Below are 24,618 nucleotides of genomic sequence, written 5' to 3'. Positions count from 1 at the left end.
TCAGGCAGCCCGGACATGCGAGGCTTCGAACAAACCGGCCTGATAATCACGCAGAGTCTGCTGGATCTGCTCTGCCGTGTTCATCACGAAGGGGCCATACTGGGCAATCGGCTCGTTCAGCGGCGCGCCGGCGACGAGGATCACGCGTGCATCCTGCGCGGCCTCGATGACGACGCCGTCAGCACTGTCATTGCTCAGGATCGCCATGAACCGATCTGCCACCGCCTTGCCCGCTACGCTGACCTCACCGCGATAGGTATACAGAAAGGCGTTGTGCCCGGCCGGAATGGTCTGTGCGAAATGCGTACCGGCCGGCAGATGCAGGTCCAGATACAGCGGCTCGGTATCCGGCCGCTGAACGGCGCCCGCCGTACCCTGGCTTTCGCCCGCAATCACACGCACCGTCACGCCTTCCGGTGTGGTGAATTCGGGAATCGCTTCGCCCGGAATATCACGATAGAAGGGTGCAATCATCTTGTTCTTGGCCGGCAGATTCACCCATAGCTGAAAGCCCTCCATCAAACCCTCTTCCTGCTCGGGCAGCTCGGAGTGGATCAGGCCGGAACCCGCCGTCATCCACTGCGCACCGCCAGGACCGAGCAGGCCGGCATTGCCGGCGCTGTCGTGATGGCGCATGCGCCCGGCAAGCATGTAGGTCACCGTCTCGAAACCACGGTGCGGGTGATCGGGAAAACCGCCGATGTAGTCATCCGGATTTTCGTTGCGGAACGCATCAAGCATCAGGAAAGGGTCCAGCCGGCGCTGCAGGTCCTGCGTGAGTACGCGGGTAAGTTTCACCCCGGCACCGTCTGATGTGGCCCGCCCGGCCACGAGGCGCTCCACACCTCGCGATACAAAGGTGGCGACTGAAGAGGCAAGCGTGGTGCGGGTCATGGAGCAATCCTTTCGCAGATCAAGGCCGGGGGCGGCTCTTGGGGCGGCGCCAACCGCCCCTTGTTCATTTACGCTGTCAGCGTAGCGATTTCTGCCTCAGCATCGGCAAATGCCTTGGCCGCCGGCTCTTCGCCCATCGCCAGACCTTCGGCGTGGATGAAGGTGATGTCGCTCAGGCCGAGGAAGCCCAGCACGCTTTTCAGATAAGGCACTTGCGAATCGGCCAGGGTGTCGCGGTACAGGCCGCCACGGGCCAGCGCCACATACACCTTCTTGCCCTTGAGCAGACCTTCCGGGCCTTTCTCGGTGTAGCGGAAAGTCACGCCCGCCTTGGCAATCGCGTCGATCCAGGCTTTCAACTGCACCGGCACGCCGAAGTTGTACATCGGCACGCCGATCACGATGGCATCCGCAGCCTGTACCTCGGCAATCGTGGCGTCATCAATGGCGGCACGTGCAGCCTGTTCCGGAGTGCGTGCATCAGCCGGGGTGAAGATGGCGCCCAGCGCAGCTTCGTCGAGGATCGGCTGATTGCCGGTTTCGCGCACGGTCAGCGTAGCGCTCGGGTCGAGTGCGCGCAGGCGGGTCACGATGCTGCTGGCCAAGCGGGTGGAAGCGGATGCAGCGCCACGGACGCTGGAGTTGATTTGCAGGATGTTCATGGTGTTTCTCCTTGGGGTTGGGGGAGGGAGTGACGCCACTTTATTCCTCACACTCAAGCATCAGAAGCCCATAGAATGGATAGTATTGTTCCATCAGCGCAACAATAACCATGAACCTCGACGCCAACGACCTTCTGCTCTTCGCCCGCGTGATGGACGCCGGCAGCTTCTCGGCCGCCGCCGAGCGCGCCAGCCTGCCCAAATCGACCGTATCGCGGCGCATTGCCGCGCTCGAAGCACGCCTGGGCGAACGCTTGCTCACGCGCAGCACCCGGCGCCTGGCGCTGACCGAATTCGGCACAGAGATTCTTGAACACGCCCGCCGTCTGCAAGAAGAAACCGAGGCAGTCAGTGCCTACGCCCAACATCGTCAGACTGCGGTACGCGGACGCCTGCGAGTGTCGATGCCAGCAGACTTTGGCGAATGGATTCTCGGCCCGCTGTTCCTGCAGTTCGCAGCAAGCTACCCGGAAGTGAGGCTGGAGCTGGATCTCTCGCCGCGTCGCGTCGATCTGATCGGCGAGCAGTTCGATCTGGCTCTGCGGGTCGCCCCGCGTCTGCCGGACGATGCCACTCTGGTCGCACGGCGCCTGTGCACGCTGGAAAGCGGCCTTTACGCCAGCCCAGCCTATCTCAAGCATTTTGGCAGCCCAAGCCATCCGGACGAACTGATGCGCCACACCGCCTTGCAACTGGTCGGCAGCAGCGGCGAAGCACAGCGCTGGCGCCTGACCCAAGGCAAAGACGTGTGGGAAGATCTGCCCGCCGGGCCACTGGCGGCCAACTCTGTCGGCCTGCTGCGCCTGCTGGCCAGTCACGGCCTGGGTGTTGCAGGACTCTCGGAACGCTTTGTCGCCAGCAGCGTGGCAGACGGTCTGCTGGTGCGTGTCCTGCCGGGATGGCAACTTCCGACCATGACAGTTTGGGCGGTCATGCCCGGCCGCCGTCTGATCCCGGCCCGCACGCGGGTCTTTCTGACGGCTTTGGAGGGGGCTCTGGGAACAACGGGATAACCGATGGGGCTCCCGCATGCAGCCTCTGGCAAACGGGCGCTGCGCCTGCATCTGCGGACAGGCTGTCCGAAGATCGCCGTCCCGCGCGGCTTCCAGGGGTGCTGCCTGACGGGAGAAGCACAACCTTCCCGCCGGGGGTCACGCATAGGCCGGTTCTGCATGCTCCATTACCGGAGCCGGATCGCGTAGCTGCCGCAGCAGTGAAGGGGTTTCAGCACGAACGAAATCCATGAACGCTCGTGCCACCGGAGAGGGCCGTTTGCCGAAGGGATAGGCAAAATTCCATTGCGCTGGCAGAGGCAGTCCTTCGACCGCCAGTGGCCGCAAACCTCGCACGCCATCCAGCGTCGGGCCGAAACCATGGCGCGGCAGGATCGCGACGCCGAGCCCGGCCGCCACCGCCTGACGGATTTCTTCATCATCACTCAGCACCATGCGGACCTTGGGTTGCAAACCATGCCGGGCAAACAGGCGCAGTACGGCCTCCGCCGTAGCCGAACCATGTTCGCGCATCAGGAAGGCTTCATCGGCCAGTTGTGCCAGCGATACACGGGCACGCCGCAGCAAGGGGTGTCCCGCGAGAACCCAAGCCTCCAGCGGATTGCTCAGGACGGCCTGTTGCACCACCGCCATACCCTGCAGAGACTGGGTAAACAGATACAGGTCATCAGTGTTGTCCGCGAGACGCTGCTGCAGTTGCGCACGATTGCCCACGCTCAGTTCAATCTGCGCCCCGGGATGACTGCGCACAAAGGCGGCCAGCATGCGCAGGCCGAAGCAGCGCGCGGCCGGACATGCGGCCAGCCGCAGAACGCCACCTTCAATACCTCGCAGCGGGTCGAGCGCACTTTCTGCCTGCTCCATGGCCCGGAATATCTCACCACAGGCGGCTTGCAAGGCCTGCCCCGCCTCGGTCAGAAACATGCGCTTGCCGATCTGCTCGAACAGTGCCACGCCGGCCGTTTCAGTCAGTTTGCGAATCTGTACCGAAACAGTGGGCTGGGCCATATGCAGCTCTTCCGCCGCCCGGGTGAAACTGCCAAGGCGTGCGCACGCCTCGAACACCACAAGCTGCGGCAGGGAACCATGTTTGAGGAATCTCTGGATTCGGGTGAGTGACATCGCGGCGCTCCGGTCGTGTGTTCCACACCGCATTGCCCAATGCAAAGCGGCCATTACCGGAAAGGCAAAGGCCGCTTGGTCGACGTGCCTTTGCCTTTCCGGCAAAGGTCTCGCTTGCACCGTCACGCGCCGATACGACCGGGGCTCGCGCCCGGATTGACGACCGTATCACAGCCACCTTGCAGTGGCCGAAGCTACTCCCCTTTCAACTTCAGGGATGCGTGGCAGAACCCTGCCACGCACATTTCCATCTTCGGTGACGGGTGGAGCCCTGTCAAGCCCGGTTTGCAAACCCGGCAGACGCCGATCCATTACGTTTCGGCATGGTCAGCATGCCAAAGTGCAAATGTCATTGCCGGCAGCGCCTGCCGATAATGGATTTACCGCAACATATTCATGGAGAAAATCGTGGAACTGATGTCGACAGGTTTCCTGTCCGCACTATTTGCCATCGTCGTGATCGACCTGGTACTGGCTGGCGACAACGCCATCGTGATTGCGCTGGCCGCACGCAGCGTCCCCAAGCATCTGCAGAAAAAAGCCATCATCTGGGGCACCCTGGGCGCCATCGTGATGCGCACTTCGCTGACCATGGTCGTGGTCTGGCTGCTCAAGGTCCCCGGCCTGCTGGCGGCGGGTGGCGCCCTGCTGATCTGGATCGCCTACCGCCTGCTGACCCCGGATGACAGCAAGGGGCAGGACGTGCATGCCCACGCCAGCAAGGGCTTCTGGGGTGCCATGCGAACCATTGTGGTAGCCGACACCATCATGGGGCTGGACAACGTGCTGGCGGTCGCCGGAGCGGCACACGGCAGCTTCCTGCTGGTCGTCTGCGGCCTGCTCATCAGCATCCCGATCGTGATCTGGGGCAGCACGCTGATTCTGGGTGTCGTCGAACGCTATCCGGCATTCGTCTATCTGGGAGCAGGTGTCCTGGCCTGGACCTCAGCCAAGATGATAGCGAGCGAACCCCTGCTGCATCCATGGCTGCACGCCCATGCCATAATCGTGCCGATGCTGTATACGGTACTGGTCGGCGGCGTCCTGGCCGCAGGCTTCTTCAAGAATCATCTGCATCGAGAATCCCGCATCAGCGCCCACCTTGCCATTCACGCCCGTCAGAAAGCCGCCCTGCTCAACAACAAAGGAGATCAAACCATGCTGAAGATCCTCGTCCCGGTCGATGCCTCGCCGAACTCCCTGCTGGCCCTGCAACAGGTCGTCCGCGAGTTTTTCCAGAACACGGACATGGAAGTGCACCTGCTCCATGTGCAGACCCCGATTCCGCGTCACATCGGGCGCTTTGTCAGCAAACGCAATCTCGATGCCTGGCGCCGCGATGAAGCTGAAAAGGCACTCGGACCGACGCGCAGCCTGCTCGAAAAACACAGCATTCCGTGTGCCGAGCACATCGAGAAAGGCAAGAAGGCCGAAACCATCGTCGCAGTCGCCAAACGCCTGCAAGCCGACCATATCGTGATGGGTACGGCCCGCAAGAACTCATTGACGCGCATGCTCGAATCATCAGTGACCAGCAAGGTGCTGGAACTGACCAGCGTACCTGTGGAAGTCGTGACTGGAGGTGCGGTCTCGAAGTTCGAGAAATTCGGCATCCCCGCCGGCCTGGGAGCGGCTCTGGCCCTGTTGCTGCTGGCCATTGCCGACTGAGCAGGCCCCAGATAAAACGCCCGGCCTCCTCGCGGAGCCGGGCGTTTTTCTTTGATCTGGATACGGAAGAATCAGGCGCTCAGCGCCAGACGCATCTTCTGCATGGCCTTTACTTCAATCTGACGAATCCGTTCGGCCGACACGCCATATTCAGCGGCCAGTTCGTGCAGGGTGGCGGGATTGTCTTCCACCAGCCAACGACGTGCCACGATGGCCCGGCTACGTTCATCAAGACTGGCCAGCGCGCCTTTGAGACCTTCATCCGCCAGGCGCTCATTCTGCGCCGTCACCAGCACTTCCACCGGTTCGGCAGATTCATCGGCCAGCCAGTCGATCGGAGCCATGCGCTCGTCGTCTTCATCCGAGCCGCGATCAATCGCCACTTCGCCACCGGCAAAGCGAGTTTCCATCTCGACAACTTCTTCCGGCTTCACGCCCAGCTTGCTGGCGATACCCTGCACATCGTCGGGCGACAGGGTCGAGGAGTCGCTGCGCATGCTGCGCAGGTTGAAGAAAAGCTTGCGCTGGGCCTTGGTCGTGGCGATCTTGACCAGACGCCAGTTTTTCACGATGTACTCGTGGATTTCGGCCTTGATCCAGTGCATGGCAAAGGAGACCAGGCGCACACCGCGATCCGGGTCGAAACGCTTCACGGCCTTCATCAGACCGATATTGCCTTCCTGGATCAGGTCGGCATGCGGCAGGCCGTAGCCGATGTAATTGCGGGCAATCGACACGACCAGACGCAGGTGCGAGAGCACCAGCTGGCGGGCGGCATCCAGATCGTTGTCGTCGTGCAGCCGGCGGGCAAGCGCCTGCTCCTGCTCTTCGGTGAGCAGCGGGTAACGATTGACGGCCTGCACGTACTGGTCGATGTTGCCCAGTGCATTGGGGACCGGAAATGCCAAGGCTTGCGTCATTGCTTGAACTCCAGAAAACGACGGGTGAGACTTTTGCACCCAGATTTTAGCACTCGGGACATGAGAGTGCTAAGGGCTCGAAAAAGTTCCGGATAGCCGCACGACGCTGATCGCCCATGCAAAACGTTGAGTCTGTGAGGCGCGCCTCTGAAAGCCGCGCGCAGCGGCCGTCTTCGGCATGCATCAACGGGAATGCTTGCCAATGGCTGCTCTCCAGCCAGCACCCTTGGAGAAAGCCGCCCGGCGCGGCTGTCAGCGCTCGCTTGACCCGGACATCACGTCGATCCAGACCGCCAGCAGCAGGATCGAGCCTTTGACGATCATCTGCCAGTAGCTCTCCACACTGAGCATGGACATCCCGTTATCCAGGCTGGCCATGATCAGCGCACCGATCAGCGCGCCAAGCACGGTGCCGGAACCGCCGCGCATCGAGGTGCCACCGATGAAGCAGGAGGCGATGGCGTCCAGCTCGCCCATATTGCCTGCCGAGGGTGAGCCGGCGGCCATGCGGGCGGTGGTGGTCAGACCGGCCAGCGCACACATCAGGCCCATCACGCCGAAGAGCGCCATCTTCACCAACCGCGTATTCACACCGGACAGGCGGGTGGCTTCCAGATTCGAGCCCACCGCGTAGATGCGCCGGCCAAACACGGTGTTGCGCGCCATGAACGAGAAACCGCCGAGAATCGCCAGCATCAGCAGCACCGGCACCGGAATGCCCTCGTTGCTGTTGAGCGCCTCGACAAAACCCGCAATGATCAGCGCGATGATCAGCAGCTTGGCGCCTTCCTGCCACAGCGGCGGCACGGCCAGCTGATAGCGCTGGCGATTGGCGCGGCTGCGGAATGTCATCACCACCAGGAACAGGAATACCGCGGCACCGATGAAGTAGCCCAGCATCATCGGCAGATGACCCTGGCCGAAGCTGACGAAGCTCTCCGACTCGATCGGCGTCGTCGTGCCCTTGGTCACCGCCAGCAGGATGCCGCGGAAGATCAGCATGCCGGCCAGCCCGACGATGAAGGACGGCACGCGCAGGTACGCCACCCAGTAACCGTTGAACAGCCCCAGCACCAGCCCCAGACCGAGCACGATGGCAAAATTCAACGCTACCGGCAGCTGGTAGGTTGCATCCAGCACTGCCGCCACGCCGCCAAGCAGACCGAGCAGCGAGCCGACCGAGAGATCGATCTCGCCGGCGATGATCACGAAGACCATGCCGGAGGCGAGCATGCCGGTGATCGCCATCTGGCGCAGCAGGTTGGCGAAATTGCGTGCGGTCAGGAAGGCGCCGTCGCTCTGCCAGGTGAAGAAGGCCCAGATGAGCGCGATGGCGATCAGCAAGGCGAGGATCTTGTAGCGGGAAAAAACCTGCTGGATCGAATGAAAAATGGTCATTGGTGCACCTGTCCGGTTTGTCTCGGCACTCACTCAGTTTCGTAGGTCGGACTTCAGTCCGACTCCCTGTTGCCCGCGCCGGTCGGAAGTCCGACCGGACTATTTCAACATGCAGTACTCAATGCGTCCTCTTTCTGCCCGATGGCTGCGGCCATCACGGTTTCCTGGCTCAACCCGTCATTGACGAAATCACCGCGCAGGCGCCCTTCGCCAATGACCAGCACGCGGTCGCTGACGCCGAGCACTTCGGGCAGTTCCGAACTGATCATGATGATGGACATGCCTTCCTTCACCAGTTCCATCATCAGCTTGTAGATCTCGTACTTGGCACCCACATCCACGCCGCGGGTCGGCTCGTCGAGGATCAGCACGCGCGGGGCCGGCAACAGCATCTTGGCGAGCACGGCCTTCTGCTGGTTGCCGCCGGACAGCCCCTTGATCGGCAGCACGGGGGTGGCGGTCTTGATGCACATGCGGCTGATCATCTGCTCGATGATCAGCATTTCGGCCGGCGGGTCGATCACCCCGAAGCGGCTGTACTTCTCCGGCACCGACAGGGTGATGTTGTAGCCCACGCCCATCAGCGGCACGATGCCGTGCCGTTTGCGGTCTTCCGGCACCAGACACAGGCCGGCCTGCACAGCGGCTTGCGGCGAGCGGATTTCCAGGCTCTTGCCATCCAGCACTACGGTCGCCTCATAACGCCCTGGATAGCAGCCGAAGATCGCCATCGCCAGCTCGGTCCGCCCGGCGCCGACCAGCCCCGCCACGCCGAGGATCTCGCCCTTGCGCAGCTGGAAGGAGATGTTGTCGACCCGCTTGCGCGCGGGGTTGTCGACGTCATGACAGGTCACGTTGCGCGCTTCGAAGATCACCTCGCCGATGGCGTGTTCTTCGCGCGGGAACAGGTTCTTGATCTCACGCCCGACCATCAGGGTGATGATCTGGTCGACCGACAGCTCGCCCATCGGCCGGGTTGCCACATGCGTGCCATCACGGATCACGCTGATGGTGTCGCACACGGCGGCGATCTCGTCGAGCTTGTGCGAGATCATTACGCAGGCCACGCCCTTTTTCTTCAGGGCCAGGATGATGTCGAGGAGGATTGCGGTTTCGGCCTTGGTCAGCGAGGAAGTGGGCTCGTCGAGAATCAGCAGGCGGGCCTTCTTGTTCAGCGCCTTGGCAATCTCGATCAGCTGCTGATGACCGCCGCCGTATTGGGACACCGGCAGCGCCACATTCACTTCCGGCATTTTCAGCTCGGCCATCAGTTCGGCCGCACGCTGATACATCGCGGCGTAATTGAGCGTGCCGCCGGGGCCGGTGATCTCGTTGCCAAGGAAGATGTTCTCGGCCACCGACAGGTGCGGCACCAGCATCAGTTCCTGATGGATGATGACGATACCGGCCGCCTCGGTTTCGCGGATGCTGCGCGCGCGCAAAGGCTGGCCATCCCACAGGATCTGCCCCTCCCACTCCCCGTAGGGATACACGGCGGAGAGCACTTTCATCAGGGTGGATTTGCCCGCGCCATTCTCGCCGCACAAGCCTACACATTCGCCGGCGCGCACCGCCAGGTCGATGCCATCGAGCGCCTTGACCCCCGAAAAGGCTTTGACGATGCCACGCATTTCAAGCAGGAATTCGGACACTCCGCCTCCGACAGCCGCCTCTGGATTGACTCTGCAGCACACCTGCCGCAAGAGCAAGGCAGGAAGCCAATCACCAGAGAGGCTGCCTGCACAACAAGGCGGCAAGCCCCTTGCGGGGATGCCGCCTTTTTACCGGACTTACTTCAGTCCCAGCTGATCCTTGGTGAAGAACTTGTCCGTCACCAGCAGATCGACATTGGCCTTGGTGATGATGGTTGGCGTCAGCAGCACCGAATCCACCTTCTTCATGCCATTGTCCAGCTTGGCGTTGTAGGCCGGCGCCTCACCCTTCACGAGTTGCACCGCCAGCTTGGCGGCGCTGGAAGCAATCAGCTTGAGCGGCTTGTAGACGGTGAGCGCCTGGGTACCGGCCACCACCCGCTTGACGGCAGCCAGCTCCGCATCCTGCCCGGAAACCGCCACCTTGCCGGCCAGCTTCTGGGCTGCCAGAGCCTGAATCGCACCGCCTGCCGTGCCGTCGTTCGAGGCGATGATCGCGTCGATCTTGTTGGCATTCTTGGTCAGCACGTTCTCGGTGATCTTGAGCGCTTCTTCCGGGCTCCAGTCCTTCACCCACTGGTCGCCGAGAATCTTGATGTCACCCTTGTCCACAAAGGGTTTGAGTACCGACATCTGCCCGGCACGCAGCAGTTTGGCGTTGTTGTCGGTCGGCGCGCCACCGAGCAGGTAGTAGCTGCCCTTGGGTACCATCTTGACGATGCCTTCAGCCTGCAGCGCGCCGACGCGCTCGTTGTCGAAGGAGATGTAGGCGTCCACATCGGCATTCAGGATCAGGCGGTCGTAAGACACCACCTTGATGCCGGATTTCTTGGCTTCCTTGATGGCATTGGTCAGCACCTTCGAGTTGAAGGGCACGATCACCAGCACGTCGACCTTCTTGGCGATCAGATTCTCGATCTGTGAGATCTGGCGCTGCTCGTTGGCATCCGCCGACTGCACATTCACCTCGGCACCGAGGCCCTTGGCTGCTTCGACGAAATAATCGCGGTCCCGTGCCCAGCGTTCGACGCGCAGGTCATCAATGGAGAAACCGATGACCGGCTTGTCCTTCGACGCAAAGGCCGGCAAGGCAGCGAGAGTGGAAACGGCGGCCAGAACGGCCAGAACGGTACGGCGGGTAGTGAAAATGCTCATCAGGGTCTCCTTTGGTTTGGCGAAGAGAGACCGCGGCCTCTCTCGATTCCCGCCGCAGGCTATCCGGCAGCGGGGTCCAGCGGCACATCAGACGAACTGTTCTTGTTCTGAAACTACGGACGCCACCTTAGTGCGAGAGTCGGACTTTCGCAATAGCGGCTGACCCTGTGCAGCCTACCAAGCGCCTCGATCAACGTTCAGTCCACCGCCCCATCGTGCAGGTGTCGGCGCACCGACAGACCAGCCCCCAGCCAGCCCAGTACTGCCGCAAAGACCAGCAGCGCAAGCCCCTGCCACACGCTTGGCCCAGCCAGATCCACCACAATGTTGTAGGCCCGCGCCAGAGCCTGTACGCGCGGCGCAATCAGCAGAACCAGACCCTGCACCATGCCCCAGGCCAGCACGCCACCGAGCAGCCCCTGCAGCAGACCGAAGTAGAGGAAAGGTCGCCGCACGAAAGCCCGCGTCGCCCCCAGCAGCAGGCTCACGGTAATTTCGTGGCGCTGCGTGAGAATCTGCAGGCGGATGGTATTGAACGTCACAATGATCAGCGCCGTGCCAAGAAGCGCGGCCAGCAGCAGCGCCACCCAGCGCCCCAGTTCAACCGCCGCATGCAGCCGCTCGACCCAGGCCGAATCAAGCTGCACGTGCAATACCTCCGGCATGGCCGTCAGGCTGGTGCGAATGGCCTCGAAGACCTTGGGATCTTCACCACCCGGCTCAAGAATGAAGGCATCCGGCAAGGGGTTTTCGCTCAGCGCCCCGGTCACGTCAGCGAAACCGCCGCGCGCGGCGAGCTGCTTGAGTGCGGTATCGCGGCCGATGAACCGGATGGCCACAATACGCTTGTCGGCACGCAGGCGGTTCTCCATTGCCTGGGCTTTCTCGGCCGTCACTTCCTTCTTCAGGAACACGCTGATCTCGGGCTTGCCCGTCACGCCATTGGCGAGGCTGGCCAGATTGTCGATCAGCACGTAACTCAAGGCGGGCAGCGTCAGCGCAATCGCCACCACCAGTGCGGAGAGCAGCGTGGACAGCGGTTTGCCAGCAAGGCGATGCAGAGCCTGACGAAATGCCATGCCATGGGGAAGAAAACTCATGCCAGCAACCTCCCCTTGGCCAGTTCGATGCGTCGTGCGCCATAGGGCGAGAACAGGGTGTCATCGTGCGTCGCCAGCAGGATGGTGACACCGGCGGCGTGGAATGAACGGAACAGCGCGGCGATCTCGCGCGCATAGGCCGGGTCGAGGTGTGCAGTCGGCTCATCGGCGATCAGCACCGAAGGGCGATTCACGATGGCCCGGGCAATTGCCACGCGATGTTGCTCGCCGCCAGACAGCGTCAGCGGCATGGCTTTTTCAAATGTTCCCATGCCGACTTTCTCCAGTGCCACGCGCACCCGCTTGGCCGCATCCCTGGGCGGATAGCCCGTCACCAGCAGCGGCAGCATCACGTTGTCGTATACCGTGCGATCGGTCAGCAGGCGGTGCTCCTGCATCACCAACCCAAGGCTGCGGCGCAGATACGGCAGCTGATTCTGGCGCAGGCTGCCCACATCCTGCCCGGACACCCAGACCTTGCCCGCCGTAGGCTTCTCCAGCCCGGCAATCAGCTTGATCAGCGTGCTCTTGCCCGCGCCGGAATGCCCGGCCAGCACCAGCAGTTCACCGTGGCGGATTTCAAGGCTCACGTTCGCGAGGGCTTCATGCCCTCCGTCGTAACGCTTGCTGACGTGTTCGAAACGGATCATGAAAAAGAGAAAATCGCGGCAAGGAAAGGCGCCAGTTTACCCGCAAGCTCCATCTCGCGCCGCGCAACCGGTCAATCCGGGCAGCTTGCTAGAAGATCTCCGCTGAGCGGCAAGCCTGCCCGGGAAGAGGCCGACGCGGTGCCGGGCCACAGGCAGCGAACGCGTTCGGCATACAATCGGCGTTCCCTCATGCTCTGGCCATGCTCCGATGAACGATATCGACGACCTCCGCACCGCGCTCTCCGCGCGCTTTCCGATCCTGTGCATCGAGACCCACGAGGAGCCGCGGGCGCGCGCCCTGCTGCACAAGCTGGCCCTCGAACAGGGTGGCGGCCTCTATGAGTGGAGCATTGCCGATGGCCTGATCCACACCAATTTCCAGTATGGCAGCGAGCGCCGCGCCAGCTGGCAGACCGTCGAAGGCTGGCAACCGCCACGCGAAGAGGCCAGCGGCCAGCGCCGCGTGGTGGAGCAGACACAGGAACTGCAGGCCGCGCTGCAGCACATCGACAAGGCCGGCGAGGCCGGACTGTACCTGCTCTTCGACGTACATCCCTTCCTCGAACAGGCCGCCGTCCAGCGCCTGCTGCGCGAAATCGCCTTCGCCCACACCGACAATCCCCGCACCCTGGTGCTGATCGGCCCGAGCATCGTGCTGCCGCCCGAAATTGCCCGCCATGCCCTGTTTCACACCCTGCGTCTGCCGGACGCGGTGCGCGTGCGCGCCATCTTCACCGAGGAGATCGAACTCTTCGCCCACTCGCGCGAAGGGCGCAAGGTGCAGGGTGAGCAGGCCATCGCCGACCTGCTGGTGCAGCATCTGGTCGGCCTGTGCGAGGAAGATGTGCGGCGCCTGCTGCGCCTGTCGATCCGTGACGATGCGGCGATCACCCGCAGCGACATCGCCCGCATCGTGCAGGCCAAGCGCGAGATGTGTGCCGAATCGGCGCTGGAAATCGAATTCGCGGTCGCCGATCTCGCGACCGTCGGCGGCATGCCCAACCTGAAACGCTGGCTGGCCCTGCGCCAGATGGCCTTCGCCGGCCAGGCACCGAACCTGCCCGCACCGCGTGGCGTGCTCCTGCTGGGTGTGCAGGGGGCCGGCAAGAGTCTGGCGGCCCGCACCATCGCCGGCGCCTGGAACGTGCCGCTGGCACGACTGGACATGGGCAGCCTGTTCGACAAGTTTCATGGCGAAACCGAACGCAACCTGCGCAAGGCGCTCGCCGCCGCCGAATCGCTCGCCCCCTGCGTGCTGTGGATCGACGAAATCGAAAAGGCGCTGGCACAGGGCTCGGCCGAGTCCGACGGCGGCGTCGGTCGGCGCGTGCTGGGCACCCTGCTGACCTGGATGTCCGAACATGATGAACGGGTCTTCATCGCCGCCACCGCCAACGATATCCGCGCGCTGCCGCCGGAGCTGATGCGCAAGGGCCGCTTCGACGAAATCTTTTTCGTGGATCTGCCCGACGCCGAGACGCGGCGCGAGATTCTCGGCATCCACCTCGCCCGCCGTGGTCACGCCGCCACCGGCTTCGACCTCGAACAGCTGGCCCGCGCTAGCGAAGGTTTCACCGGCGCCGAAATCGAACAGGCCATCGTCGGCGCCGCCTTCGAGGCCCACGCCAGCCGCCAGCCGCTGGCCACCGGCCACATCGCCGGCGAGATGGCGCGCACCCGCCCGCTCTCGGTGCTGATGGCCGAAACCATGGCTGAGTTGCGCAGCTGGGCGCAGGCGCGCACCGTGCTGGCCTGAGACCACCCGGAGAGCCGCATCTGACGGACTTCTCCGGCACGCCATACCTGAAAGCGGCACTGCACCTTCTTCTCCGGCACACCTGCCGGGAGAGCAAGGCGCCATGCGGCTCTGCAGCCATCCCTCGCAGGAGCGGCAAATCGCCGCTGGCACAAAAAGGGGCTCTGTATGCGTCAAGTGTTGCAACACTCCTCGCCGGGCGTTGCCCTTTCCAACCGTTCGGGTCGAGTGATGGGCGCAGCCCATCGTATCGAGACCGGGGCCGTGCCTCTCGCCCTGCCCTCGATACACCGCGCAAGCGCGGCACTCGGGCCGAACGGACTTCGGGACCACAACAGCTAATTCCGACAGCGCCAAAAAAGGGCGCCCGCAGGCGCCCTTCGACTTTCGACTTTCGACTTTCGACTCCCTACTCCCGACTCACCGCTTGATCCCGAATTGGCGATCGAGCCAGTCGTAGGCGTAGTCCTGCTGCGGCGCTTCAAACACATGGCCGCCAGCCCAGATTTTCGACTCGAATTTGTCCGCCGCTTTCCACGCGCCCCACACCTTGCTCATCTTGCCAAAGGCGGCATTCACCGAATCGAGCGGGAACAGGGTGTCCTTCTCGCCCGCATAGATCAGCATGGGTTTCGGCGCTGCCAGGCTGGCCACATCCGGATAGTCCAGATAGTGCAGCAGGCCCGGGTGCAGCATCTGCCAGGCCGAGCCGCCACGCAGCTGGTTATTGCCCGGCACCATCAGTCCGTCGGCGGTGGCCATCCAGTTCACGGCGACCGAGGCGGTCACCGCATCCGACAGCGCGGCAGCTTGCCAGGCACGGAAAGCGCCCATCGAGAAACCGACGGCCGCCACCTGCTTCTTGTTCACTTCCGGCAGGCTGGCCAGGAACTCGGCGGCGCGCGCATCTTCCAGCGCCATCAGGCCGGCCATCGAGCTGCCCATGTTGAACATGTTGGCGGCCAGCGCCTGCTGCATGTCATACGTCATGCCGGCGCGGTCGCCCCAGCCCAGCGCATCGCTGGCGAAGACGACGTAGCCGCGTTTGGCCAGCTCGTCGCCAGGGAAACGCTCGGTGAAGAATTTCTTGGCCCAGCCCTTGGCTGAAGCCAGCTTGGCATCATCGCCCCAGGGCTCGATCCACTTTTCCTTGCCGATGTCGAACTTGGAGCCGTGGTCGTGATAGAACACCGCCGCCGGGAACGGACCCTTGCCCTTGGGCAGCAGCAGCAGGCCGGACACCCGGCTATCCGCCGTAATGTTGAAAACGACCTTGCGCGCAACATACGTGCCGCGATCCACTTCATCGATGACCTGCGCGTCAAAAGGCGTCTTGTCCGGCGCCTGCCAGGTCAGCTCCCAGGCTTTGGCCACACCGGCCTTGCGCCAGGCAGCTAGATTTTTGACCTGCTCATTCCAGCCCAGCGGAAAAGTCAGGCGCGACTTGATCTGCGCGGCCATCACCGGCAGGTTGTCCTTGGTCGTCCCGGCGGTCTGGAAATCCGGACTCGCGGCCACGCCGGTCCCTATCGCGCTCATCGCCACGATTCCTGCCAACAGCCTGCTGCACACTCCCATGATGTCTCCTTCATGATCGGTTTTATGAAGATGCCTCGGCAGCGGCCGTGTTACCGGTCGCCAAGAGTGCGTCAACATACTCCGTTGCCATGAAAGGCTGCAAATCCTCAATGCCTTCGCCCACTCCGATAAAGCGCAAAGGCTTGGGATGGGTGCGGGCTATCGCGGCAATCACGCCCCCCTTGGCGGTGCCGTCGAGCTTGGTGATGATCAGGCCGGTGACGCCGATGGCCTTGTCGAAAGCCTTGAGCTGGGCCAGCGCGTTCTGGCCGACATTGCCATCGAGCACCAGCAGCACTTCGTGCGGCCCCGTCGGCTCGGCTTTCTGGATCACCCGGCGCACCTTGGCGATTTCATCCATCAGGTGCATCTGGGTCGGCAGGCGACCAGCGGTGTCGATCATCACCACGTCGATGCCGCGCGCCTTGGCCGCGCTGATGGCATCGAAGGCCACGGCAGCCGGGTCACCGCCATCCTGGGCGATCACCGTCACGTGATTCCGGTTGCCCCATTCCACCAGTTGCTCACGCGCTGCAGCGCGGAAGGTGTCACCCGCCGCGAGCAGCACGCTCTTGCCATGCTGCTGGAAGAAGTTCGCCAGCTTGCCAATGGAGGTAGTCTTGCCCGCGCCATTCACCCCGGCGAGCATGATGATGAAAGGCTTGTGCGACTCGAACGCCATCGGCTGCTGCAGCGGCCTAAGCAGCTTCACCAGATGCTCGGCGAGTGCGGCGCGCAGTTCTTCGCCGGTTTCCAGCTTGTCGTGCTTCCAGCGCCGGCGCAGTTCCGCCAGCAGGGTGTTGGTTGCCTCCACGCCGCAATCGGCCATCAGCAAGGTGGCTTCGAGCTCTTCGAGCAGCTCTTCGTCAATGCGGCGCAGCGAGAACACGCTGCCCAGCTGCGAACTGGTACGCGACAGGCCTGCCTTCAGGCGTGTCAGCCAGGATTGGCTGGGCGCCACCTCGGCAGCAGGGGCGGATTGGGCTTCTTCAGCCTTGTCGGATTTTTTGAAGAAACTAAACATGGGGATCTTGAGTCTATGATGCGGCTCGGCACGGATGCGCCGACCTGTAAAACGGAGAGGAAGTCTATCAGATGCGTTTGATTGATCTGTTTCGCCCTGCCCTGCTCGCCAGCGCGCTGAGCCTTGGCATGGCCTGCCTGCCTGCGGCGGCCAACCCTTTCGAAACCACCCTGCCCAACGGGCTGAAAGTGATCGTCAAGGAAGACCATCGCGCCCCCACCGTGACCCACATGGTCTGGTATCGCGTCGGCAGTCTCGACGAGACTACCGGCACCACCGGCGTGGCCCATGCTCTGGAACACATGATGTTCAAGGGCACGCAAGCCCATGGTCCGGGTGAATTCAACAAATTGGTGGCGGCGCTAGGCGGGCAGGACAACGCCTTCACCACGCAGGATTACACCGCCTACTTCCAGCTTGCCCCGCGCGAGCGCCTGCCCGAACTGATGGGGCTGGAGGCAGACCGGATGGCCAATCTGGTGATTGACGATGCGCTGTTCAGCAAGGAAATCGCCGTCATCAAGGAAGAGCGCCGCTGGCGCACCGACGATCAGCCGCGTTCGAAAGCCTACGAGGCCCTGATGGGCACGGTGTATCACGCCCACCCCTATGGCCGCCCGGTGATCGGCTGGATGAACGATCTGGACAACATGACGGCACAGGATCTGCGCGACTGGTACGCGCGCTGGTATGGCCCCAACAATGCCACGCTGATCGTCGTGGGAGATGTCGAACACGCCGCCGTGTTCAAGCTCGCTGCCGACACCTACGGCAAGCTCTCGGCCCGCCCGCTGCCGGTGCGCAAACCGCAAGGCGAGGCCCCGCAGAGCGGCATCCGCCGCGTCACCGTCAAGGCGCCAGCGGAGCTGCCCTACCTGATGCTGGCCTGGCGCGCACCATCGCTGAACACCATCGACGCAAAACAGCCCGCCGTGCGCGACGCCCTCGCCTTGCAGGTGCTGGCGGCCGTGCTGGATGGTTACGACGGCGCACGCCTGGGCCGCACGCTGGTTCGCGAGCGCAAGCTCGCGGTGTCGGCCGGGGCCGGCTACGACCCGATTTCGCGCGGCCAGCAGAGCCTGTTCATGCTGGAAGGCGTGCCCAGCAAAGGCGTCAGCGTCGCCCAGCTTGAAGCGGCCTTGCGGGCCGAGCTGGACAAGATCGCCAAAGACGGCGTGCGCGCTGCGGAACTGGCCCGCATCAAGGCCCAGCTGCTGGCCAGCAAGGTGTTCTCGCGAGATTCCAACATGGGCCAGGCCATGCAGATCGGCGGACTGGAGATGACGGGCTTCTCCTGGCGCGACGAGGAGGCCCTGCTCGACGCCCTGCGCAGCGTGACGCCAGCCGAAGTGCAGGCTGCGGCAAGAACGCTGCTGGGGAGCGATGCACTGACCATCGCCGATCTCGTGCCCTTGCCGATTGACCCGAACGCGCCCAAGACTGCGCCGAACTTCAAATACTGACAGGAAGCCCGCAATGAGAAACCTGCTTGCCTGCCTCGCCCTGAGCATGACCGCCCTGACGGCACAGGCCGGGGTGCCCATCCAGACTTGGCACACACCCAACGGCGCCCGTGTGCTCTTCATTGAAAACCACAATCTGCCGATGCTCGACGTGCAGGTCGACTTCGCCGCGGGCTCCGCGCGCAGCCCCGCTCCGGGCGTCGCGGCCATGGCGCACAGCCTGCTCGACGCGGGCATCGGCAGCGGCAAAACGGCGTTGAATGAAAACGCCATCGCCGACCGCTTCGCCGATGTCGGCGCCCATCTCGGTGGCGGGCTGGATGCCGATCGCGCCAGCCTCAACCTGCGCGTGCTGAGCAACGCAGCCGAGCGCGATGCGGCGCTCGGCCTGCTGCGCCAGATTCTGGCCCGGCCGCAGTTCCCGGCGGCGGTGCTGGAGCGCGAACGGGCCCGCGCCATTGCCGGTCTGCGCGAAGCGCAAACCCAGCCTGCGGCAATCCTCGACAAGCGCTTTGCGCAACTCACCTACGCTCGCCATCCTTACGGCCAATCCACCGAAGAAGCAGACCTGAAGCGCATCACGCGGCAGGCGCTGGTCAACTTCCACCGCCAGCATTACACCGCCCGCGCTGCGCAGATCACGCTGGTCGGCGATCTGCAGCGCAGTGACGCCGAAGCGATTGCCCGTGATCTGGTCGCCGATCTGCCCAGCGGGAGCGCCGCCGCTGCCCTGCCCCCGGTCGAACTCCCGCCGGGTCGCAGCGAGCGCATCCCGCATCCGGCGGCGCAGGCGCACATCGCCATCGGCATGCCCGCGCTCAAGCGCGGCGATCCGGACCAGATGGCGCTGTCCGTCGGCAATTACACCCTGGGTGGCGGCGGTTTCAATTCGCGCCTGATGCAGGAGATCCGCGACAAGCGCGGCCTCGCCTACGGGGCCTACAGCTATTTCGCGCCGATGGCCGCTGAAGGGCTGTTCCAGATCGGGCTGGAAACCAAGGCCGAACAGGCGGAAGAGGCCGTCAAGCTGGCGCAGGACACGCTGGCAAAATTCCTCGCCGAGGGCCCGACTGAAGCCGAACTTGCGGCCGCCAAAGCGAATCTGATCAACAGCTTTTCCCTGCGTCTGGACAGCAATGCCAAGCTGCTCGGCCAGGTTGCCGACATCGGCTTCTACCAGCGCCCGCTCGACTCGCTGGATACCTACACCGCCCGCGTCGAGGCCGTCACGCTGGCCGACATCCGCGCCGCCTTTGCGCGCCATGTGAAGCCGGAGCATCTGGTGACGGTGATCGTCGGCGGAAAATGAGCCCTGCCTGAAGACCCGCATGCAGCGGGGCTCTTCAGCCACCCACACCGCACAGCCTTGCTGCATGCGGGGTGGCGGGCATGCCCGCCGGAAAGAGCCGCCCGATGCGGCAGTACAGGCAGGCCACCACCGGCCTTTGCCCATGTGCCCGGTGTTCCCCGCACTCACCACGCCGAAGGGGCTGTTGAAGCCAGCAAGGCGTGCGAAAATGCGCGCCTTTCCACTTCCGTGAGCTTGCCGTGAGCAAAGTTCGCATCGTGGGCGGCACGCACCGCTCGCGTCTCATCGATGTGCCCGACGCCATCGGCCTGCGCCCGACGCCAGACCGTGTGCGCGAAACCCTGTTCAACTGGCTGGGGCAGGATCTGGACGGTCTGCGCGTGCTTGATCTTTTCGCCGGCAGCGGCGCGCTGGGCTTCGAGGCCGCTTCACGCGGCGCGGCCGAGGTGGTGATGGTGGAATTCGCGCCGAAGGTGATGGCCCATCTGCGCGCGGCACAGAGTGCCCTGAAGTTCGACAATGTGCGCCTGCTGCCCGGTGACGGGCTGAAATTCCTGCAGACCGCGCCAGCGCGGTTTGACGTAGTCTTCCTTGACCCACCCTATCGCCAGGGCTGGCTGGAGCGCCTGGCGCCGCATCTGTGCCAGGTCCTTTCGCCCGGCGCGAAGGTCTACATTGAAGCCGAACAGGCCGTGGAATCTTTCGCCGGTTTGACGCTGCTGAAGCAGGGCAAGGCCGGTCAGGTACACTACCAGCTGTTTTGCGACCCTCAGGACGCCCATGAATAGCCATCTCGCGATCTACCCCGGCACCTTCGACCCGCTCACGCGCGGGCACGAGGATCTGGTGCGCCGCACCGCCCGCCTGTTCGATCACGTGATCGTCGGCGTGGCCGGCAGCCCCGGTAAACGCCCGCTCTTCGAACTCGACGAGCGCGTCGAACTGGCCCGCGAAGTGCTGGCCGATGTGCCGAATATCGAAGTGCTTGGGTTCACCGGCCTGCTCATCGACTTCATCCGCGAGCATGGCGGGCACATCATCGTGCGCGGCCTGCGCGCCGTGTCGGACTTTGAATACGAATTCCAGATGGCGGGCATGAACCGCCGCCTGCATCCGGACGTGGAAACCATCTTCCTCACACCCGGCGAGGAGCACATGTTCCTCTCCGCCACCATCGTGCGCGAAATCGGTCTGCTCGGCGGCGACGTCAGCACCTTCGTGCACCCCTGCGTCGCCGAGCGCATCCGCCAGAAACTGGCGACGCGCTGAAAACATCGCTCCGCGCCGTCATTCCGGCGCAGAGCAGAATGCATCCATACACTCAAACTCTCTGAAGGAAACAAGCATGGCCCTGATGATCACCGACGACTGCATCAACTGCGATGTGTGCGAGCCGGAATGCCCGAACAGCGCGATTTCGCAAGGCGAGGATATCTACGAGATCGACCCGGCGAAGTGCACCGAGTGCGTCGGCCACTATGACGAACCGCAATGCCAGCAGGTCTGCCCGGTCGACTGCATCCCCCACAATCCGGATGTGGTGGAAAACCACGACCAGCTGATGGCCAAGTTCATCAAGCTGACCCAGAAGTAACCCCCTCTGAAGAGCCGCCTGCAGCAAGGCTCTTCAGCCCCCATGCTGGCAAACCCACGCCCTGAGCGGATCTGCCCGGGGAATGCCTGCACAAGCCCGCCGCAAGCGGCTCTCCAGCCAGCCCTTCAAAGGAAAACGGATGCGTAAAATTCTGCTGGGCGTGCTCGCGGCGGGGGCGGTGTGGTATCTGGCCATCGGCGGCCGCGAGCTGAAAGAGGCGCACATCTACGAGGCCTACAACGCTTACTGGAGCGCCTTTCACGACAACAACAGCGAAGCCGCCTGCGCGCTGTTCGATACGGCGTACAGCGCGAAGATCCGGACCCGCACACCGGCAGGCAGCGTTGAGGAAAGCGCCGACCATGCGGCAGCCTGTGCCGGCGTGGCGAAGTTTTACGCCCTCAAGCAGCAGATGGAAAGCGCCACCGGCCAGACCTTGTATTTCAATTCGGAATTCAATGTCGAACGCATCGATATCACGCCCGACAAGAAACTGGCCCGCGCACAGGTGCGCAGCGAAATCCGGATCGGCACGGAACAACGCCTGTTCCTGAAAATCACCGAGCAGCGCACCGACGTGTTCGCGCGCAGTCTGGGCAAGACGCGCATCACCGCCTCCGACGGCAGTGTCTCGATGTTCTGACGGACGCAGCGCCAGCCCCATGAAAAAACCGGGCCGCAGCCCGGTTTTTTTCTGTGTGCGGAGTGTCCTCAGGCCGCCAGCTCGTCCTCGCGATGCGAGCCCTCCAGCGATCCGCCCAGAGCACTTTCGATGACCTTGCGCATCGCATCGATTTCCTCGACCTGACGCAACAGCGCACCTTCCGCCTGCAGCAGCTCCTTGATGCGTTCTTCCAGCGTGCCGGTGGCTTCATGCACGCGTTTGACGCTCTCCAGCCGGCGCTTGAGCTGCAACTGGTATTCGCGCACCTGGGTTTCCAGCGGCGACATCACCACGCGCAGCCATTGCTCGACATCCCGGTTGGCAATCTCGAAGGTCTTGCGCGCTTCCAGCGCCACGGTCTCGAAGAAACGCTGGGTCAGCGTGCCCTTGGTGTGCGTGACCATCGACGCCAGCGTGTTGATCTCTTCGTTGAAGGCGGATTCCAGGCGCAGGATGTCGCGCTCGTAACGCATCGTCGAGAAGCTGTTCGGCGGTGCCAGCTTGAGGCCATGCTCCACCGCAAAGCGCTTGTACATGGCGTCGAGCATCTTGCTGATTTCGTTGATGTCCTCGGACGAATCACGCAGCTTGCTGCGCAGGGTCTCGAAAAACTCCTGCATGGCCGAACGCAGGTCGCGCGAGAAGGTGGCGCCGCCCATCGCGTCACGCGTGCGGCGGGTTTCGGAGCGCACCGCATCCATGCCGATGTGCGAAAACACCTTGTTTGAAAGATTCGTAAATACGCTGCGCACGGCGTGGTACTTCTGCAGGCCGCGATCGAACTCGTCCTTCTCGGCGCGCACCTTGCGCATCATGTATTCGATCACGCTCTGGTTCTTGCCACGCAGGTCGGCCATTTCCTTGAGCTGTTCGCGCAGCCCGATCAGCCGGGTGTGCAGCAGTTCGCTGGCGCGGTGAATGATTTCGCCGGTTTCCAGCAGCGCGTTTTCACGGATGATCTGCTGGCGCGTGGGCAGCAACTCGGTCGACAACGCAGTTTCCAGCGCACCGATGCGTGAGCGCTCAAGCAGGGTGGCGTCCTGGCTGACCTTGGCCAGCAGCGCCTTCTGTGCCGAAACCGGGAAGACCATGTCGTCGGACAATTCGAGCGTGGTCGCAACCGAATGCACCTGCTTGTCGATCTCGGCGTTGATCTCGGCTTCGCTTCGCAGACCATCCCACAGACCGTCGATCTTGTTGAGCACCACCACGCGGCCATGGCGCTGGGTCCGCCCGACATTGACGTGACGTTGCCAGACCTGCAGATCACTGTGGGTCACGCCGGTGTCGGCCGCCAGGATGAACAGCACGGCATGTGCCGAAGGCAGCAGCGACAGGGTCAATTCCGGCTCGGAACCGATGGCGTTCAGCCCCGGGGTATCAACGATGACCAGTCCCTGCTCCAGCAGCGGATGCGGGAATTGCACGATGGCGTGGCGCCAGCAGGCGATTTCAACCATCCCGTTGGCGTCCGGCCGGGTGCCTTCGACACCTGTATCGTCAACCGCGAAACCCAGCGACTCGGCCTGCTCGCGCGGCACCAGACGAGTTTCCGAAACGCGCGAGAAGGCACGCTGCAGGCTTTCGGCATCATTCAGGCTGATCGGCTCGAAAACCCATTCAGCCGGCATGCGCCGCAGATCGGCCACGCTTTCCTGACGGTCCCGCGTCTCGATCGGCAGCAGGCGCACACCCGGCTGCTGTCCGGCCTCCCATTGCAGCTCGGTCGGGCACATGGTGGTGCGGCCGGCGCTGGAGGGCAGGATACGGCTGCCATAGTGCGAGAAGAAGACGGCGTTGATCAGTTCCGACTTGCCGCGCGAAAACTCGGCCACAAAGGCCACCACCAGCTTGTCTTCCTTCAGACGGTCAAGCACGCACTGCAGGCGCAGATCGGTCTGGGCGTCACCGATGTCGTTATGGTTCAGCCAGCCACGCAGGTGCTGCACGGCGTTGCCGACATCGGCACGCCAGCGGGTGTAGGCGGAAAAACTGTCAATCAGGGCCATCCGTGGCTCCTCCTGGTGATGCTGTTGCGGCCCGCCAGCAAACGGCAGGCAGAATTGATCTGGAAGCGTAGCATACCCCAATGCAATCAAGGCGTTGCCGGACAGATCGAGAAATCACTTTGACTTGCGCTGACAACGCGGACAGAAGAAGGTGGCCCGCTGCCCCATCACCAGACGCCGGATCGGCCCGGCACAGACGCGACAGGCCTCGTCATCACGCCCATAGACGTAATACTGCTGCTGGAAATAGCCTGAGGAACCGTCGCTGTGCACGAAATCGCGCAGGCTGCTGCCGCCTGCGGCCAGGGCATCCTGCAGCGTCTCGCGAATGCAGGCGGCAAGCCTGTCACAGCGGGCTTTAGAGAGCTTTCCTGCCGGTGTCTGCGGATGAATGCGGGCGCGGAACAGGCTCTCGGAGGCATAGATGTTGCCCACCCCGACGAGCAGGTGACCATCCATGATCAGCAGCTTGATCGGCGTACTGCGCCCGCGGCACAGGGCCTGGAGGGCGGTGCCATCGAAGCCGGCGTCCAGCGGTTCCAGTCCAAGCTTCGCCAGCAGCGGATGAGTCTCGGCCGGATGCTCCAGCCACAGCGCCGCGCCGAAACGGCGGGGGTCGCGCAGACGCAAGGCCTCGCCGCCAACCTCCAGATCGAAATGATCATGCTTTTCGGCGGGCAAGCCGGCCGCCACGATGCGCAAACTGCCGGACATGCCCAGATGCAGCAGCAGACAGCCTTCAGAAAAGTCCAGCAGCAGGTATTTGGCACGCCGCCGCACAGCCAGAAGCGTCTGCCCTGTCAGTCGCTGCGCCAGATCGGCCGGCACCGGATAGCGCAGGCGTGGCTGGCGCACCCGCACCGCCGTCACAACCTTCCCGAGCAGATGTGGCGCGATCCCGCGACGGGTGATTTCAACTTCCGGCAACTCGGGCATGCAGACATCCTTCGGGCGGGGTTTCCAAGGCAAAACTCTACACTGCTGTTA

The 24,618-nt window shown here is 63.4% G+C and carries 22 protein-coding genes; 9 read left to right on the top strand and 13 right to left on the bottom strand.

Going from position 1 to position 24,618, the window contains the following annotated elements; genetic code table 11:
- Together Q9Q94_RS16670 and Q9Q94_RS16665 are read right to left on the bottom strand one after the other, a co-directional pair.
- On the bottom strand, positions 1-894 hold the full coding sequence (locus Q9Q94_RS16670; RefSeq protein ID WP_305981260.1) for a pirin family protein: 894 nt from the start codon (positions 892-894) through the stop codon (positions 1-3).
- Positions 895-962: 68 nt separating this feature from the next.
- Positions 963-1,556, bottom strand: coding sequence for an FMN-dependent NADH-azoreductase (locus tag Q9Q94_RS16665; protein ID WP_305981259.1), 594 nt, complete (start codon positions 1,554-1,556; stop codon positions 963-965).
- 110 nt (positions 1,557-1,666) lie between these two features.
- On the opposite strand from Q9Q94_RS16665, the gene Q9Q94_RS16660 reads away from it, so the two are divergent.
- On the top strand, positions 1,667-2,569 hold the full coding sequence (locus Q9Q94_RS16660; protein ID WP_305981258.1) for a LysR family transcriptional regulator: 903 nt from the start codon (positions 1,667-1,669) through the stop codon (positions 2,567-2,569).
- 138 nt (positions 2,570-2,707) lie between these two features.
- Here Q9Q94_RS16660 and Q9Q94_RS16655 read toward each other — a convergent pair whose 3' ends face one another.
- On the bottom strand, positions 2,708-3,691 hold the full coding sequence (locus Q9Q94_RS16655) for a LysR family transcriptional regulator (protein WP_305981257.1): 984 nt from the start codon (positions 3,689-3,691) through the stop codon (positions 2,708-2,710).
- 396 nt (positions 3,692-4,087) lie between these two features.
- Between Q9Q94_RS16655 and Q9Q94_RS16650 the strand changes: the two genes are divergently transcribed.
- A complete protein-coding gene (locus Q9Q94_RS16650; RefSeq protein ID WP_305981256.1) occupies positions 4,088-5,359 on the top strand; it encodes a YjbE family putative metal transport protein in 1,272 nt (423 codons plus the stop codon).
- 71 nt (positions 5,360-5,430) lie between these two features.
- On the opposite strand, the gene rpoH is transcribed toward Q9Q94_RS16650, so the two are convergent.
- The 6 genes from rpoH to Q9Q94_RS16620 all read right to left on the bottom strand — a co-directional run bounded on the left by rpoH (position 5,431) and on the right by Q9Q94_RS16620 (position 12,234).
- Positions 5,431-6,279: an RNA polymerase sigma factor RpoH gene (gene rpoH / locus Q9Q94_RS16645; RefSeq protein ID WP_305981255.1), complete on the bottom strand. Its 849-nt coding sequence runs from the start codon at positions 6,277-6,279 to the stop codon at positions 5,431-5,433.
- Between the two features lie 252 nt (positions 6,280-6,531).
- Entirely contained in the window at positions 6,532-7,677 is a 1,146-nt protein-coding gene (locus Q9Q94_RS16640; RefSeq protein WP_305981254.1) for a sugar ABC transporter permease, read from the bottom strand.
- A 104-nt stretch (positions 7,678-7,781) separates the two neighbouring features.
- Positions 7,782-9,329, bottom strand: coding sequence for a D-xylose ABC transporter ATP-binding protein (gene xylG / locus Q9Q94_RS16635; protein WP_305981253.1), 1,548 nt, complete (start codon positions 9,327-9,329; stop codon positions 7,782-7,784).
- A 138-nt stretch (positions 9,330-9,467) separates the two neighbouring features.
- A complete protein-coding gene (gene xylF / locus Q9Q94_RS16630) occupies positions 9,468-10,484 on the bottom strand; it encodes a D-xylose ABC transporter substrate-binding protein (protein WP_305981252.1) in 1,017 nt (338 codons plus the stop codon).
- A 197-nt stretch (positions 10,485-10,681) separates the two neighbouring features.
- On the bottom strand, positions 10,682-11,584 hold the full coding sequence (gene ftsX, locus Q9Q94_RS16625; protein ID WP_305981251.1) for a permease-like cell division protein FtsX: 903 nt from the start codon (positions 11,582-11,584) through the stop codon (positions 10,682-10,684).
- The gene (locus Q9Q94_RS16620) at positions 11,581-12,234 is read right to left on the bottom strand and encodes a cell division ATP-binding protein FtsE (protein WP_305981250.1); all 654 of its coding nucleotides are present in this window, start codon (positions 12,232-12,234) and stop codon (positions 11,581-11,583) included. Before Q9Q94_RS16620 ends, ftsX begins: the two co-directional genes overlap by 4 nt.
- Before the next feature lie 208 nt (positions 12,235-12,442).
- Here Q9Q94_RS16620 and Q9Q94_RS16615 point away from each other — a divergent pair, with 208 nt between their 5' ends.
- On the top strand, positions 12,443-13,990 hold the full coding sequence (locus Q9Q94_RS16615; protein ID WP_305981249.1) for an AAA family ATPase: 1,548 nt from the start codon (positions 12,443-12,445) through the stop codon (positions 13,988-13,990).
- Positions 13,991-14,410: 420 nt separating this feature from the next.
- Here Q9Q94_RS16615 and Q9Q94_RS16610 read toward each other — a convergent pair whose 3' ends face one another.
- Both Q9Q94_RS16610 and ftsY read right to left on the bottom strand, forming a co-directional pair.
- The gene (locus Q9Q94_RS16610) at positions 14,411-15,529 is read right to left on the bottom strand and encodes a dienelactone hydrolase family protein (protein ID WP_305981248.1); all 1,119 of its coding nucleotides are present in this window, start codon (positions 15,527-15,529) and stop codon (positions 14,411-14,413) included.
- Positions 15,530-15,590: 61 nt separating this feature from the next.
- Positions 15,591-16,592 (bottom strand): signal recognition particle-docking protein FtsY, encoded by a 1,002-nt coding sequence (ftsY, locus tag Q9Q94_RS16605; RefSeq protein WP_305981247.1) that lies wholly within the window; start codon positions 16,590-16,592, stop codon positions 15,591-15,593.
- A 71-nt stretch (positions 16,593-16,663) separates the two neighbouring features.
- Here ftsY and Q9Q94_RS16600 point away from each other — a divergent pair, with 71 nt between their 5' ends.
- The 6 genes from Q9Q94_RS16600 (at position 16,664) to Q9Q94_RS16575 (ending at position 21,601) form a co-directional block, all read left to right on the top strand.
- Positions 16,664-18,055, top strand: a complete 1,392-nt coding sequence (locus Q9Q94_RS16600) for a pitrilysin family protein (RefSeq protein ID WP_305981246.1) — start codon at positions 16,664-16,666, stop codon at positions 18,053-18,055.
- Positions 18,056-18,068: 13 nt separating this feature from the next.
- Positions 18,069-19,364, top strand: a complete 1,296-nt coding sequence (locus Q9Q94_RS16595) for a pitrilysin family protein (protein WP_305981245.1) — start codon at positions 18,069-18,071, stop codon at positions 19,362-19,364.
- Positions 19,365-19,603: 239 nt separating this feature from the next.
- Entirely contained in the window at positions 19,604-20,152 is a 549-nt protein-coding gene (rsmD, locus tag Q9Q94_RS16590; RefSeq protein WP_305981244.1) for a 16S rRNA (guanine(966)-N(2))-methyltransferase RsmD, read from the top strand.
- A complete protein-coding gene (coaD, locus tag Q9Q94_RS16585) occupies positions 20,145-20,633 on the top strand; it encodes a pantetheine-phosphate adenylyltransferase (protein WP_305981243.1) in 489 nt (162 codons plus the stop codon). The genes rsmD and coaD overlap by 8 nt, the downstream gene beginning before the upstream one ends.
- A gap of 76 nt (positions 20,634-20,709) precedes the next feature.
- On the top strand, positions 20,710-20,958 hold the full coding sequence (locus Q9Q94_RS16580; protein WP_305981242.1) for a YfhL family 4Fe-4S dicluster ferredoxin: 249 nt from the start codon (positions 20,710-20,712) through the stop codon (positions 20,956-20,958).
- 139 nt (positions 20,959-21,097) lie between these two features.
- Positions 21,098-21,601 carry a hypothetical protein gene (locus Q9Q94_RS16575; protein ID WP_305981241.1) on the top strand — a complete coding sequence of 168 codons (504 nt, stop codon included), beginning with the start codon at positions 21,098-21,100 and terminating at the stop codon, positions 21,599-21,601.
- Positions 21,602-21,669: 68 nt separating this feature from the next.
- Here Q9Q94_RS16575 and Q9Q94_RS16570 read toward each other — a convergent pair whose 3' ends face one another.
- Positions 21,670-23,631 carry a dynamin family protein gene (locus tag Q9Q94_RS16570; protein ID WP_305981240.1) on the bottom strand — a complete coding sequence of 654 codons (1,962 nt, stop codon included), beginning with the start codon at positions 23,629-23,631 and terminating at the stop codon, positions 21,670-21,672.
- Positions 23,632-23,745: 114 nt separating this feature from the next.
- Positions 23,746-24,567, bottom strand: a complete 822-nt coding sequence (mutM, locus tag Q9Q94_RS16565) for a bifunctional DNA-formamidopyrimidine glycosylase/DNA-(apurinic or apyrimidinic site) lyase (RefSeq protein ID WP_305981239.1) — start codon at positions 24,565-24,567, stop codon at positions 23,746-23,748.
- Positions 24,568-24,618 lie beyond the last annotated feature (51 nt).

Origin of the sequence: Uliginosibacterium sp. 31-16 (assembly GCF_030730865.1) — a bacterium.
Classification (GTDB): domain Bacteria; phylum Pseudomonadota; class Gammaproteobacteria; order Burkholderiales; family Rhodocyclaceae; genus Uliginosibacterium.
Note: the sequence above shows the minus strand (reverse complement) of the source record. Positions and strands in the feature narration are given on the sequence as shown.

Bases quoted from the DNA above. Each gene is read 5' to 3' on its own strand.
- Q9Q94_RS16670 (WP_305981260.1), bottom strand. From the start codon at position 894: ATGACCCGCACCACGCTTGCCTCTTCAGTCGCCACCTTTGTATCGCGA.
- Q9Q94_RS16665 (WP_305981259.1), bottom strand. From the start codon at position 1,556: ATGAACATCCTGCAAATCAACTCCAGCGTCCGTGGCGCTGCATCCGCT.
- Q9Q94_RS16660 (WP_305981258.1), top strand. From the start codon at position 1,667: ATGAACCTCGACGCCAACGACCTTCTGCTCTTCGCCCGCGTGATGGAC.
- Q9Q94_RS16655 (WP_305981257.1), bottom strand. From the start codon at position 3,691: ATGTCACTCACCCGAATCCAGAGATTCCTCAAACATGGTTCCCTGCCG.
- Q9Q94_RS16650 (WP_305981256.1), top strand. From the start codon at position 4,088: ATGGAGAAAATCGTGGAACTGATGTCGACAGGTTTCCTGTCCGCACTA.
- rpoH (WP_305981255.1), bottom strand. From the start codon at position 6,279: ATGACGCAAGCCTTGGCATTTCCGGTCCCCAATGCACTGGGCAACATC.
- Q9Q94_RS16640 (WP_305981254.1), bottom strand. From the start codon at position 7,677: ATGACCATTTTTCATTCGATCCAGCAGGTTTTTTCCCGCTACAAGATC.
- xylF (WP_305981252.1), bottom strand. From the start codon at position 10,484: ATGAGCATTTTCACTACCCGCCGTACCGTTCTGGCCGTTCTGGCCGCC.
- ftsX (WP_305981251.1), bottom strand. From the start codon at position 11,584: ATGAGTTTTCTTCCCCATGGCATGGCATTTCGTCAGGCTCTGCATCGC.
- Q9Q94_RS16620 (WP_305981250.1), bottom strand. From the start codon at position 12,234: ATGATCCGTTTCGAACACGTCAGCAAGCGTTACGACGGAGGGCATGAA.
- Q9Q94_RS16615 (WP_305981249.1), top strand. From the start codon at position 12,443: ATGAACGATATCGACGACCTCCGCACCGCGCTCTCCGCGCGCTTTCCG.
- Q9Q94_RS16610 (WP_305981248.1), bottom strand. From the start codon at position 15,529: ATGAGCGCGATAGGGACCGGCGTGGCCGCGAGTCCGGATTTCCAGACC.
- ftsY (WP_305981247.1), bottom strand. From the start codon at position 16,592: ATGTTTAGTTTCTTCAAAAAATCCGACAAGGCTGAAGAAGCCCAATCC.
- Q9Q94_RS16600 (WP_305981246.1), top strand. From the start codon at position 16,664: ATGCGTTTGATTGATCTGTTTCGCCCTGCCCTGCTCGCCAGCGCGCTG.
- Q9Q94_RS16595 (WP_305981245.1), top strand. From the start codon at position 18,069: ATGAGAAACCTGCTTGCCTGCCTCGCCCTGAGCATGACCGCCCTGACG.
- coaD (WP_305981243.1), top strand. From the start codon at position 20,145: ATGAATAGCCATCTCGCGATCTACCCCGGCACCTTCGACCCGCTCACG.
- Q9Q94_RS16580 (WP_305981242.1), top strand. From the start codon at position 20,710: ATGGCCCTGATGATCACCGACGACTGCATCAACTGCGATGTGTGCGAG.
- Q9Q94_RS16575 (WP_305981241.1), top strand. From the start codon at position 21,098: ATGCGTAAAATTCTGCTGGGCGTGCTCGCGGCGGGGGCGGTGTGGTAT.
- Q9Q94_RS16570 (WP_305981240.1), bottom strand. From the start codon at position 23,631: ATGGCCCTGATTGACAGTTTTTCCGCCTACACCCGCTGGCGTGCCGAT.
- mutM (WP_305981239.1), bottom strand. From the start codon at position 24,567: ATGCCCGAGTTGCCGGAAGTTGAAATCACCCGTCGCGGGATCGCGCCA.